The organism is Coriobacteriia bacterium (assembly GCA_014859305.1).
In the GTDB taxonomy this organism is placed as follows: domain Bacteria; phylum Actinomycetota; class Coriobacteriia; order Anaerosomatales; family Kmv31; genus Kmv31.
Map to the genome: position 1 here is coordinate 23066 of JACUUM010000025.1, position 13251 is coordinate 36316.

Genomic DNA, 13251 nt, shown 5'->3' on the forward strand with positions numbered 1-13251 from the left:
CGGCGCGCCGCGAATCATCGACGAGGCGGGAGAGAGAGATGTACGGCGACCACCCCGATACCCCGGGCGTCCCGCGGGAGTTCCCCGCCGAGGAGCGCTCCACCCTGCCGTCCTCCACGGCAGGCTCCGGCCGCCGCGTACCCGAAGGGCCGCTGCCGGTCTGCGACTACACCGAGACCGACCAGGGACCCTGTGAGGAGCCCGCCACGGTGAGGCGCTACTCGGGCGCCGCCGTGGCGGTCGCGGCGGCGGCGGGCGGCGTGGCGGGCGGGGTCGTGGTCGCGGCCGCCCTGGTCTGGGCGCTCGGCCTCGCGCCGGGCGGCACGCCGCTCGTGCGTTTCGAGCGGCCTGCCGGGATGGCGGTGCCGGTGAGCATCGAGACCAGCGGGCCGGTCCCTTCCGTGGTGGCCGTCGCGGCCAAGGTGACCCCCTCGGTGGTCAACATCATCGTCGAGCGCGGCAGGCTCGACCCGTTCACGGGCCGCACCGAGTTCCATGAGGTCGGCAACGGCAGCGGCGTGGTGATCCGCGAGGACGGCTACGTGCTGACCAACAACCATGTGGTGGAGGGCGCGGACCGCGTGAAGGTGAAGATCGGCGTGGACGACGTGGATGCCGAGGTCGTGGGCAGGGATCCCTCCACGGACCTCGCGGTGCTCAAGGTCGAACGCGACGACCTCCTGCCCGCCGAGTTCGGGGAGTCGGCCAAGCTGCAGGTCGGCCAGCCGGTCGTGGCGGTCGGTAGCCCGTTCGGGCTGGAGCGCTCGGTGACCGCGGGCATCATCTCCGCGCTGGGCCGCTCGAGCTTCTCCGAGGACGCAGGCGGGATAGCGACCTACACGAACCTCATCCAGACCGACGCCGCGATCAACCCCGGCAACTCCGGCGGGGCCCTGGCGGACGAGCAGGGCCGCGTCATCGGCATCAACACGCTCATCCAGGCCCGCGTGGCGCAGTCCGCCGGTATCGGGTTCGCGATCCCGATCGACTTCGCGCGCAACGTCGCCGACCAGCTCATAGAGACCGGCCGGGCCACCCATCCGTTCATGGGCGTCTCCACCGTCAGCGTGGATGCGAACCTCGCCCGGCAGTTCGGGTTGCCCGTGACCTCCGGCGCGCTCGTGCAGCTCGTGACGCCGGGCTCGCCCGCCGAGGAGGGCGGCATCGAGCGCGGCGACATCATCGTGCGCATCGCGGACCGCGGGATCGAGGGCGTGGAGGACGTCTTCGGCGCGGTGCGCGCGCACGCCGTCGGGGAGACCGTCGAGGTCGAGGTCGTCCGCGGCGAGAGGCGGCGCACGCTGGAAGTGACGCTGGGCTCGGACGCCGGCGGGCGGTAGGAGGTTGCGCCTCACGGTAGTCGCCGTCGGGAAGCTCAAAGAGCGCTGGTGGCGCGAGGCCGCCGAGGAGTACCTGAAGCGCATGCGCCCCTACGCCGACGTCCGCGTCGTCGACGTGCCCGACGCCGACCTGTCCCGGGATGAGGCGCGAGGCGTGCGCGCCGAGGGCGATGCGGTGCTGCGGGCGCTGCCGCCGGCCTCGAGCGTGGTCGCGCTGGACATCGGCGGGCGCGCCCTGTCCTCGGAGGGGCTCGCGGCGTGGCTGGAGGAGCGGATGGGCACGGGCCGGCCCGAGGTCGCCTTCGTGCTCGGCGGGGCCGCCGGCCTCGCTCCCGAGGTGCTCGCCCGGGCGGAGGAGCGCCTGTCGCTCTCGCCGATGACCCTGCCGCACCAGATGGCCCGCGTCGTCCTGCTCGAGCAGCTCTACCGCGCGTTCCGTATCGTCCGGGGCGAGCCGTACCACCGCTGAGGCGCCCTGTCCGAGGCGTGGTCGCCCGACCACCGCCTGTCAACCCTTTCCTTGCCGTGTCCGCGCTGGCATCATGGGACCGTAGTCGGCGCGAACGACGGACGTGCCGCAGGCGGATCAGGAGGTCACGCATGAACGGACCGTCCATCGTCAGGCGCGTGTTGATCGTCGCTGTCGCTCTCGCGCTGGCCGCGCAACCGCTCGTCGCGTTCGCGGCCTGGCAGACGCCCGGGTCGTGGGCGGGGGCGCTCACGGCTCGCGGTTCCCTCACGGCCAAGCCGGTCGCCGAGCCTCTCCCCGTGGCAGCCGGGCCGGCGGCCCAGGCCTTCTCCGCTCCGGAGGACGCCTATGAGGCCGCCGGTGACGACACCTGGAACGCCGCGGGCGTCCGCAACATCACCAGCAAGTTCATGTCGCTCGAGCTGCCCGGGGTCGCGTACGTGGAGAGCCACACCCTCGACAAGGCGGATGCCGACGGCGCCGACGAGGACTGGCTCAAGTTCGACTTCAAGGCCTCGGACAGGGAGTTCCCCTTCTCGCTGCTGATCGAGGCGGTGGGCAAGACGCCGGACGTCGATCCCGTGATAGAGGTGTTCGGCCCGGGTGACCCCGTACTCACGCCTTACGCGGAGCTGCCGTCCTTCGACGGCGAGCTCTCCGATGTGACGGCGCCGGATCCCAACTCGATCGCGTGGGGCATGCGCGACAGCTGGTTCGCAGGCAGGGGTGCGAGCGCCGCCGTGATGTTCTCGTCCGGATCGGCTCCGGGGCGCTACTACATCCGCGTGCGTCCGTACTACCAGGGGCCCGGCGGCGGCGGCTTCGCGGGCGGCGGCGCCGGCGCCTACGAGCTGAGGCTGAAGGCCGGCACCGCGCTCAGGCTGGCCGGCCCCGACCGGTACCGGACGTCGACGGCGATCAGCCGCGAGATGTTCGCCAAGGGCGCGCTCAAAGGCGGCGCGTGCGTGGTGGCCAACGGACTCGACTTCCCGGACGCGCTGGCCGGCAGCACCCTCGCCGGCGCCGTGGGCGGGCCGCTCCTCCTCACCGGCCCGAACTCCCTGGAGGGCTCGGTGGAGGCGGAGATCAAGCGGCTGGGCGTCTCCACCGTCTACGTGCTCGGCGGGACCCCCGCGCTCAGCCGCGCGGTGTTCAACAGGATCGATGGTATCCCGAACGTGAGGGCGGTCCGCGTGGCCGGCAGGGACCGCTACGCGACCGCGCGCGAGATCGCGAAGAAGGCCTACCAGCTCGCCGGCGGCGGCCCGAGGACGGCGTTCGTCGCCAGCGGGGTCAACTTCCCCGACGCGCTGTCGGCCTCGCCGATGGCTGCCTACAACGGCGCGCCGGTGCTGCTGACCCGTCCGGACGCGCTCTCGACTGCCGCGGAGGGGGCGATCAAGGACCTCGGCATCACCGACGTGATCGTCGTCGGCGGGGAGCCCGCGGTCTCCAAGGCGGTGCATACGCGCCTCACGAAGCTGCTCAACGGCACGAGCCACGTCAGGCGCATCGGGGGCAAGAACCGGTATCAGACGTCGGCCTCGTTCGCGAAGTGGGCGACGACCATCAGCGGAGCCTACAACGGGGGGCGGGTGGGAACGCCGGCGAACCCGAACGACCTGTGGGCGCTGTACCCGGCGCAATCGGGCGTGGCCTCCGGTCTCAAGTTCCCCGACGCCCTCGCCGGAGGCATCGCGGCCGGCCTCGCCGGCTGCCCCCTCGTCCTGCTCGACGAGAGCGATGCCGCGCTGACCGCCTACGTCGGCTACCTGGATGCCGTCGGACAGCCCCAGACGAAGACGTACGTCTACGGCGGCGAGGCCACCATGTCCGAGGTGGTGATGGCGGTCGTGGACATCCTCACGTTCCCGGCCTTCTGGGAGGAGATCTTCTAGGCCGTCCGCTCGCGACTCGGGGAACGGCGGGCCGGATGGCCCGCCGTTCCTTCTGCGGCGCCTTGCGGCGTCCCTTTCACGCGACCCGGTCCTCGCGCTATCCTGAGTGCTCACACGCCCCGTCCCGCTGCCGCACGCGACCCCTTGGGAGCGCCTCGCCGTGAAGGACCTCGTCGCCTCGCTCGTCTCCGACGCCCTGGCCGCCGCCGTCGCCGACGGAGAGGTGGCGCTGCCGGAGCCGCCGCCCGTCGAGGTCGAGCGGCCCCGCGACCCGAGCCACGGCGACTGGGCGACCAACGTGGCGCTTCGGTCCGCCAAGGCGGCAGGTCTCGCGCCCCGAGCGCTGGCCGAGGCGATCGCCGCGCGGATGGCGGGTCACCCGGACGTGGCCGCGGTCGAGGTCGCCGGCCCGGGCTTCATCAACGTGCGCCTGTCCGCCGCCGCGCTGCAGCGCGTGCTCGTCGCCGCCCGCGGGGGTGATTCGGGCTTCGGGGGGCTGCGGACGGGGCGCGGCGCGCGCGTGCAGGTCGAGTTCGTCTCCGCCAACCCCGTGGGGCCGATGCACGTCGGGCATGGGCGGTGGGCCGCGTTGGGCGACAGCATGGCGCGGCTCCTCGAGTTCACGGGGCACGACGTGCAGCGCGAGTTCTACGTGAACGACGCCGGCGTGCAGATGGAGGTCTTCGGCAAGTCCGTCGCGGCGCGCTACATGCAGCTCGCCGGGCGCGAGGCCGCCTTCGAGCCGGAGTGGTACCAGGGCGCCTACATCACCGGGATCGCCGAGGAGATCCGCGCGCAGGAGGGCGACGCGTGGGTGGACGCCCCGGCCGAGGAGCGAGAGGCGCACTTCCGCGAGAAGGCCTACGCGCAGGTGCTCGAGCACCTGAAGCGCGTGCTGCACGCGATGGGCGTCGACTTCGACGTCTGGTTCTCCGAGCGCACGCTGTACGCGCCGGGAGAGGACGGCCGCACCGGGATCGAGCTCGCCATCGAGAGGCTTCGCGAGAACGGCCACGTCTACGAGCACGAGGGCGCGACCTGGTTCCGCTCGGCGGCCTTCGGCGACGACAAGGACCGCGTGCTGCGCAAGGCCGACGGCAGCTACACGTACTTCGCCGCCGACGTCGCCTACCACTGGGACAAGTTCCACGACAGGGGGTTCGACCGGGTCGTCGACCTGTGGGGCGCCGACCACCACGGGTACGTGAAGCGCATGGAGGCCGCCGTCGCCGCGCTCGGGTTCCCCGGGCGGCTCACCCTGGTCATCGGGCAGCTCGTGAACCTCTTCCGGGCGGGGGAGGCGGTGCGGATGTCCAAGCGCACCGGCGAGATGGTGACGTTCGAGGAGCTGCTCGACGAGGTGGGCGCCGACGCCGCACGCTATTGGTTCCTGCGCCGCTCCACCGACCAGCCGGTGGACTTCGACATCGCGCTGGCCAAGGAGCAGTCGGCCGACAACCCGGTGTACTACGTGCAGTACGCGCACGCCCGCATCTGCTCGATCCTGCGCAAGGCGGCCGGTCACCCCACAGACGCGGCGATCGACGCTTCGGAGGCCGCCGCTGAACGCATACCCGCCGAGCCGCCGCTGGAGCTGCTCGACTCCGAGCCCGAGCTCGCGCTGATGCGCAGGCTCGCCGAGTTCCCGGAGGTCGTCGAACGCGCCGCCGAGGACCTCACCCCGCACCGCCTGACGCGCTACGCCGAGGATCTCGCCGCCGTCTTCCACCAGTTCTACACGCTCTGTCGCGTCGTCTCGGACGACGAGGCGCTCACCGGCGCCCGGCTGTACGCCGTCGATGCCACGCGCCTCGTGCTCGAGCGCGCATTGGCGCTGCTGGGCGTGAGTGCCCCGCAACGGATGTAGGGGCGCGCCGGCTGCCGCGATTGCCCGCCTCCTCCTCGGCCGGTATCCTCTTCACACCCCGACCGCGCCTAGCACCGAGGAGCCCCATGGCCGACGCGATGCCCCCGGCCCCCCTCGAGCCCACCGACGAGCAGCGCACCTCCGACCTTCGCCACGTCCTGCCGATGACGGCGCGGATCGTCGAAGGGCGGTTGCACGTCGGGGGTGTCGATATGGTGGCGCTCGCGCGCGAGGCGGGAACGGCGCTGTACGTGATGGACGAGGAGCACATCCGCCGCCAGCTGCGCGACTACGTGCGCTGGACGCGGTACCACTGGCCGCACGTGGACGTCGTCTACGCGGGCAAGGCGTTCCTGTCGCTGGCCATGGTACGGCTCGTGGATGAGGAGGAGTGCTCGCTGCTGTGCGCATCCGGCGGCGAGCTCGCCTACGCGCGCCGGGCCGGCTTCCCGATGGAGCGCGTGCAGGTCCACGGCAACAACAAGACCCCCGCCGAGATAGCCGAGTGCCTGGACGCGGGCGTGGGGCGCGTGGTGGTCGACAACTTCGACGAGCTGGGGCGGCTCTCGGCGATGGCCGCCGGGCGCGGCGTCGAGCAGAAGGTGCTCATCCGCGTCACACCGGGGATCGCCGCGGACACCCACGAGTTCGTCGTCACCGGCGCCGAGGACTCCAAGTTCGGCTTCGGGCTGAACCAGGGTCTCGCCATGGAGGCGGTGAAGCGCGCGGTGGAGGCGCCGGGGATCGTCTTCGACGGCCTGCACATGCACATCGGCAGCCAGATCTACGCCCTGCACAGCTTCGCCAAGGCCATCGAGGTGATGGTCGGCTTCATGCGCGGGATCCGCGACGAGGCGGGCGAGCCCGTGCGAATGCTGGACGTGGGCGGCGGGCTGGGCGTGGCCTACGGCGCCCCCGACGAGCCCTCCACGATCAAGGACTTCGGCAAGGTGGTCGTGGACGGCATCAAGGAGGAGTGCGAGCGCCACGGGCTGGAGGTGCCGAGGATGGCCGTGGAGCCGGGCCGCTCCGTCGTGGCCAACGCGGGACTGACGCTGTACACGATCGGCACGGTCAAGGAGATCCCGGGGATCCGCACGTACGTCGCGGTCGACGGCGGCATGAACGACAACATCCGCACCGCGCTGTACGACGCGCATTACGAGGCGCTGATCGCGAACAAGGCGGACGAGCCGCGCGAGATGGTCGCCACCATCGCCGGGAAGCACTGCGAGAGCGGCGACATCGTCGTGCGCGACGCCCCGTTGCAGCGCCCGGAGGTGGGCGACGTCGTGTGCGTGTGTTCCACCGGCGCCTACTGCCAGTCCATGGCGTCCAACTACAACAAGAACGTCCGCCCGGCAGTGGTGTTCGTGCGCGACGGGGAGTGGCGCTTCGTAGTGCGCCGCGAGACCTACGACGACCTCATGCGGACCGAGATCGGCTGAGGCGCTCGGCCCCTTGTCGCCGCCGGCGCTCCTCGGCGTGCTCGCGCCGGCCCGCCGGCCGGAGGCCGCCGGCCCTGGCGCCTGCGACGGCCCGCGCTCCTCGGATACAATGGGTGCCCGGTCGTGACACGGGAGGACGTCATGCGCACAGTGAGAGTCGGCCTCGTTGGCCTCGGGACCGTCGGATCCGGCGTGGTGGAGATCCTCCGCCGCCATAGCGAGGACTTCCGTCGCCGCGCCGGTGTCGACATCGAGCTGGCCCGCTTCGCGGACCGCGACGCCGGGCGCGCGGCGGCCCTGGAGCTGCCGGAGGGGTCGTTCAGCCACGAGGCGGCGGCACTCATCGAGGACCCCGCGCTCGACGTCGTGATCGAGCTCATCGGCGGCACGGGCGCGGCGCGCGAGGTGGTGCTCGCGGCTCTCGGCGCGGGCAAGAGCGTCGTCACCGCGAACAAGGCACTGATGGCGAGTCACGGCCAGGAGGTCATGGAGACCGCCGAGCGGATGGGCGTGGACATCCTGTTCGAGGCCTCGGTCGGCGGCGGCATCCCCATCATCGGCCCGCTCAAGCACTCGCTGGCCTCCAACGAGGTCACGAGCGTGATGGGCATCGTCAACGGCACCACCAACTACATGCTCACCCGCATGGCCGAGGACGGCCTGGACTACGACACGGCGCTGCTCGAGGCGCAGCAGCGCGGCTTCGCCGAGGCCGACCCGTCCGCCGACGTCGACGGGCTCGACGCCGCCGCCAAGATCGCCATCCTCGCCTCCATCGCCTTCAACAGCCGGGTCACGCTGGCGCAGGTGCCCGCGGAGGGCATCCGCGACATCACGCCGGCCGACATCAGCTACGCGACCGAGATGGGCTACGCCATCAAGCTGCTCGCCATCGCCAGGCGCTCCGACGGCGGCGTCGACATCCGCGTGCACCCAACGATGATCCCGGCGGCCCATCCGCTCGCCGCCGTCAACGGCGTGTACAACGCGATCTACGTGGTCGGCGACGCGGTGGGGGAGACGATGTTCTTCGGTGAGGGTGCCGGCTCGCTGCCGGCTGCCAGCGCCGTGGTCGGCGACGTGATCGAGGCCGCGCGCCACATCGGCGCGGACTGCCGAGGGCTGGTGGGCTGCACGTGCAACGAGCAGCTGCCGGTGCGGGGGATCGACTCGCTGGTCACGCGGTACTACGTGCGCATGCGCGTCGCCGACCGCCCGGGCGTGATGGCGGCGTGCGCGAGCATCTTCGGCGACAACGACGTCTCGCTGGCCTCGGTCATCCAGAAGGCCGCGGACGCCAGCGGGGCGGAGATCGTCTTCGTCACACACGCCGCCTCCGAGGCGGCCATGAGGGCGGCTCTGGCCGAGATCGAGCGGCTCGACGTGGTCGACGCGATCGGCTCGGTCATCCGCGTCGAGGAGCTGTAAGGGGCGCCGTGCTGCCGCTGACCGTCCGCGTCCCCGCATCCTCGGCCAATCTCGGCCCGGGATACGACGCGTTCGGGGTCGCGCTGGGCCTGCACGCCCGCTTCTCCGCCGAGGTGGCGGACGAGTGGTCCGTCCGCGTCGTCGGCGAGGGCGCGGCCGAGCTGCCCGCCGGTCTCGACAACCCCGTGGTGCTCGCGATGCGGCGCGTGTTCGGCGAGTGCGGCGACGATCGGCTCCGGGCCCGCGTCTTCTGCCACAGCCGAATCCCCGTGGGACGGGGGTTCGGTTCCTCGGCGGCCGCGATCGTGGCCGGGTGCGTCCTGGCGGATGCGCTGTGCTCCGTGCCCCTGGGGCGGGACACGCTCTTCGGGATCGCGGTGGGGATCGAGGGACACGCGGACAACGTCGCCGCCGCCCTGTACGGGGGGTTCACCGTCGCGTGGCGTGACGAGGCGGGCGCGCGCTGCACCCGTATCGACCCGCCGGGGCTTGCGGCCGTGCTCCTGCCGGCGGGCGGGACGCGCTCGACGCCGGAGGCCCGCGCCGCCCTGCCCCCGACGGTCTCCCACGGCGACGCCGCCTTCACCGCCGGACGCGCCGGCCTGATGGCAGCCGGCCTCGCGCTGGGGCGGCCCGACCTCGTGCGCTACGGCGCGGAGGACCGGCTGCACGAGCCGTACCGCTCGGGCGGCCCTCGGACGGCTCCGGACGCCCGGCGGGCGCTGCTGGAGGCGGGTGCCGACGCGGCGGTGCTCTCGGGCTCGGGCCCGAGTCTCGTCGCTCTGGTGGTGGACGCCTCGGACGGCATCGCGATGCATCGGGCTGAACGCGTCGCCAAGCGCGTGCGCCGTGCGCTTCGGTCGATCCCGGATTGGGAAGAGCCGCTTGCGGTGGCCGTCGATCGTGAAGGGGCGGTGCTCGAGGACCGGTGAACGGGCACGCACAACGGCTGCCGCGAGAGGCGCTCCCCTGGGCCGGCGCATGTCTTGCCGCCGGACTCGCGGCGGGGGTGCTCGCGGGCCAGGAGCATCTCGTCGCGGGCCTCGGCGCTCCGGCGCGCTGGGCGGCGCTGGCCGCGCTGGTGGCGGCGATCCTGTATCGTCCTCGGCTGGGCCTGTGGGTGATGCTCGTCGCGGCGCCTCTGAACGACTACGGCCGCATCGTGACCGGCCCGGTGCCCGTCACCGTCTTCCAGGCCGCACTGGGGGCGTCGCTCGTCGCTTGGGGATGGCTGCTGCTTGCGGGCGAGGTCAGGCTGCACCGGCCGAACCGCCTGCAGCTCGCGCTCGTCCTGCCCTTCCTGGCGGCGCTGTGGTCGCTGCCTCTCTCGCTGGACCCGTCGCGCACGGCCTACGGCGCCGCGCGCCTGCTGTTCCTGTGGCTGTTCGCGCTGATCGTGTCCTACTCCGCCGAGGACCCCCGGCGCCGGGAGCGGATCGTGGAGGTGTTCGTCTGGACCGGCGTCGCCCTGGCGGTCGTCTCGTTCGCGCAGTACGCGTTCCCCGGGCTCCCGGTCGGCAACACCCATCTCCAGTACGACGCCGCCGGCGTCGACGTGCTGACCCGCCCCGCCGCGTTCTTCCTCGACCCCAATTTCCTCGCGGGCTACCTGGCGGTGGCCTCGCTGGTCTCGCTGGTCCGCGTGGTGCACTCCTCCTCGCGCCGCGAGGCCGCGCTCTGGGCCGTCCCCACGGTGCTGTGCGCGACGGCCATGGCGCTCACGCTCTCGCGCTCCGGCCTCGTGGGCTTCCTCGCCGGGGCCGTCGCTGTCGTGCTGACCGCGCCGCCCAGGCGGCGGCGCGCGATGCTCGTCGCCGCGCTCCTGCTGGCCGTTCTCGCCGTCCCGGTGATCCCCGAGCGCTACGTGCAGCGCGTGACGGCGCTGGGCGACGTGATGAGCGAGGGATCGCTCGCCACCCGCTTCTTCATGGTCGGTTCCACCCTCGAGATCATCCGCGACTTCTGGGGCACGGGCACCGGCCTGGCCGCGTTCGACGTCGCCTACCCGTCGTACCGCCGGATCGGCGCCCTGCCGAGGATCCTGAGGCCCCACGAGGTCCCGCTGGCTCTGCCCGCCGAGATGGGCGTGGCCGGGCTGATCGCCGAGGTCGCGCTCCTCGCGGCGGTCCTGTGGGCGTTCGCCGCCGCGCGCCGCAGGGGGTGGCGGGTCACCGACGCGGTCGTGCTGACGGGCGTGCTCACGTTGCTGGTCCAGTCCTGGTTCCAGTACTATCTCTACTTCGAGTACCTGTGGCTCTTCGCCGCCCTAGCCGCGGCGCTGCCCGCCCCCGACGCACAGCGAGGAGCCGGACGTGCCTGACCCCCTGGGAACGTGGCTCGCCGTCGTGAGACGCCAGTGGTGGGTGGTCGCGCTCACCATCGTCGTCGCCGTGGCCGTCGGCTATGCGAGCTCGTTGGTCGCCGACGAGCCCGAACCGGAGTACGAGGGGCGGGCGCGGATCGTCGTCGAGCCCAAGACGCTGGGCAAGTACTATCGCCTCCCGCAGGTCGACGAGCTGCTCACGGACGTGTCCTCCGAGCAGTTCGCGACACGCACGGCCGTGGAGACGGGGATCGACGAACGCCACCTGGAGGCGGGTCTTCGCGTCTTCAGCCTCAAGAACCCCCAGACCGCCCTCGTCGTCGCCTACCGCTCGAGCGAGTCCAGCGAGGCGTTGCAGGTAGCCGACGAGGTCGCCAAGCGCGTAGTGAAGCGCGCGCTGGCGCTGGGCCAGAAGGAGGTCGATCAGACCAAGAGGGAGATCCGGCTCACCGAGAAGGCCATCCGTCAGATCGAGGCGATGTCCATCGTGGCCGACCAGTCGCTGCGCCGCCCCGAACGCGCGGCGGCCGCGCGCGACCTGTGGGAGATGAACCTCCAGCTCGAGTCGCTGCGCGACGGGCTCGAGAAGATAATGAGCGCGTACTCCTACAGCGGGGGAGCTACCGTCGCTCAGCTGCCGGTGATAGAACGCCGCGCCTCCGGCGTCGCCGGCGCGGCGCTCGCCGGTCTCGCCGCGGGCATGGCCGTGGCGGCCGTGAGGGAGGCGTACTTCCGGCGCCGCGCGCCGGACGAGGCGGCCTAGCCTCGATTCTGCACGAGTAGTCGCAGGTTTCTGCTAGAAACAGGCCACGGTGACCTTCTGAGCTGGGATAATGGGAGCGCGAAGCTTCCATATCCTAGACGCCGGAGGTCACCGTGTGGGTGAAACGTACTACGCAGCTCGGTTCGATGGAAGTAGACGCCGACTGCGGCGGCCTCACCTCACGCGCGGGCACCGCGCTGCTGATCGGCCTGGCCGACTCCCTCGGGCTCACCGACGCGCTCACCTCCGGGCTTGCCGGGTTGTTCACCCGCCGTGTCAAGCACGCCCCCGGTCGGGTGCTCCGCGATCTGGCCGTCATGCTCGCCGATGGCGGAGATGCGCTCACCGACCTGGGCGCACTGCGCGACCAGGGCGTGCTCTTCGGGGAGGTCGCCTCCGATGCTACCGCGTACCGGACGCTCGAGGCCGTGGGCGCCGGACGGCTTGCGCGGCTGCGCGAGGCGCGGGCGGTCGCCCGGGCACGCGCGTGGGAGGCGGGAGCGGCGCCGGACCGCATCGTGCTCGACATCGACGCGACGCTTCTCACCGCGCACTCCGAGAAGGAAGGTGCCGCCCCCACCTACAAGCGCACCTTCGGCTTCCACCCGCTGCTTTGCTTCGAGGCGCAAACCGGCGAGGGGCTCTCCGGCATGCTGCGCCCCGGCAACGCCGGGGCCAACACGGCGGCCGATCACATCACCGTGCTCGACGCCGCGCTCGCGCAGCTGCCCGCCAGCCGCGTCGGCCCCGGGCTGCTCGTGCGGTGCGACTCGGGCGGAGGGGACGCACGCGTTTGCCGAGGCGGTCGTGCAGCGCGGACTTACCTTCTCGGTGGGGGTGGATATGTCCGTGCTCGTGCGCGAGGGGATCTGCGAGGTGTTCGATGACGCGCGGGTGCCCGCCCTGGACGCGGACGGAAGCCCGCGCGAGGGGGCCTGGGTCGCCGAGCTCGACGTGGATCTGGAGGGCGCGGGGTGGCTTGCGGGCACGCGAGCGATCTGCCGCAAGGAGCGCCCGCATCCCGGCGCACAGCTGCGCTTCACCGACGAGGAGGGCATGCGCTTCCAGGTCTTCCTCACGAACCAGCAAGGCGGGCGCATCGCGCGTCTCGAGCAGCTGCACCGGTGCCGAGCCGTCATCGAGGACTCGATCCGTTGCGGCAAGGACACCGGCCTTCGCAACCTGCCCTTCCGCAGCTTCGCGCTGAACGAGGTGTGGCTCGAACTCGTGCTGATGGCGACCGACCTGCTCGCCTGGACGAAGCGGCTGTTGCTTGCCGGAGAGCTGGCGATCTGCGAGCCCAAGCGGTTGCGCTATCGGTTGCTGCACGTCGCGGCCAGGCTCGTGCGCCACGCGCGCTAACCTGCGCATGCGCCTGCCGCGCTCCTGGCCGTGGGCCGGCGCGCTCGTGGATGCCTTCGCGCGCCTGCGGATGCTGCCTTCCGGATAGCACCCGACACGACACCGACAACCGAGGCGAACCGCAGGGCTTGCTTCAGGACGCCCCCGAATCGGAGGAACCAGCGCGAGAACCCTCCCCGGCATGCAGAAGCTCCTCCGACGATGCCTCAGGAGTGCGCCGGGGGCGAGAAAGGCGTGCCATGGAGGCCTCCGGACACCCGAGCAGCCCTCGGATGGCGGTCAGCGGGCGCTTCGTGCAGGATCGAGGCTAGGATGGCGAGTAGTCGAGTCGGGCGGGACCTGCGTGCGTGGTG

9 protein-coding genes and 1 pseudogene are annotated in these 13251 nt (G+C 72.0%); all 10 read left to right on the forward strand.

The genetic code is table 11. From position 1 onward, the window contains the following. Positions 1-38 precede the first annotated feature (38 nt). Positions 39-1340, forward strand: coding sequence for a trypsin-like peptidase domain-containing protein (locus tag IBX62_05985; GenBank protein ID MBE0476629.1), 1302 nt, complete (start codon positions 39-41; stop codon positions 1338-1340). 4 nt (positions 1341-1344) lie between these two features. Continuing rightward, complete coding sequence (gene rlmH / locus IBX62_05990; GenBank protein MBE0476630.1) at positions 1345-1809, forward strand: 23S rRNA (pseudouridine(1915)-N(3))-methyltransferase RlmH; 465 nt, start codon at positions 1345-1347, stop codon at positions 1807-1809. Between the two features lie 131 nt (positions 1810-1940). Next, complete coding sequence (locus IBX62_05995; protein MBE0476631.1) at positions 1941-3707, forward strand: cell wall-binding repeat-containing protein; 1767 nt, start codon at positions 1941-1943, stop codon at positions 3705-3707. A 160-nt stretch (positions 3708-3867) separates the two neighbouring features. Further along, the gene (locus IBX62_06000; protein ID MBE0476632.1) at positions 3868-5574 is read left to right on the forward strand and encodes an arginine--tRNA ligase; all 1707 of its coding nucleotides are present in this window, start codon (positions 3868-3870) and stop codon (positions 5572-5574) included. A 98-nt stretch (positions 5575-5672) separates the two neighbouring features. Next, positions 5673-7022 (forward strand): diaminopimelate decarboxylase, encoded by a 1350-nt coding sequence (gene lysA, locus IBX62_06005; GenBank protein MBE0476633.1) that lies wholly within the window; start codon positions 5673-5675, stop codon positions 7020-7022. 141 nt (positions 7023-7163) lie between these two features. After that, positions 7164-8450, forward strand: a complete 1287-nt coding sequence (locus IBX62_06010) for a homoserine dehydrogenase (GenBank protein ID MBE0476634.1) — start codon at positions 7164-7166, stop codon at positions 8448-8450. A gap of 8 nt (positions 8451-8458) precedes the next feature. Beyond that, positions 8459-9382 (forward strand): homoserine kinase, encoded by a 924-nt coding sequence (gene thrB / locus IBX62_06015; GenBank protein ID MBE0476635.1) that lies wholly within the window; start codon positions 8459-8461, stop codon positions 9380-9382. Continuing rightward, positions 9379-10770 (forward strand): O-antigen ligase family protein, encoded by a 1392-nt coding sequence (locus IBX62_06020; protein MBE0476636.1) that lies wholly within the window; start codon positions 9379-9381, stop codon positions 10768-10770. The genes thrB and IBX62_06020 overlap by 4 nt, the downstream gene beginning before the upstream one ends. After that, entirely contained in the window at positions 10763-11536 is a 774-nt protein-coding gene (locus tag IBX62_06025; protein ID MBE0476637.1) for a hypothetical protein, read from the forward strand. The genes IBX62_06020 and IBX62_06025 overlap by 8 nt, the downstream gene beginning before the upstream one ends. 146 nt (positions 11537-11682) lie before the next feature. Next, positions 11683-12967: pseudogene (locus tag IBX62_06030) on the forward strand (IS1380 family transposase). Positions 12968-13251 lie beyond the last annotated feature (284 nt).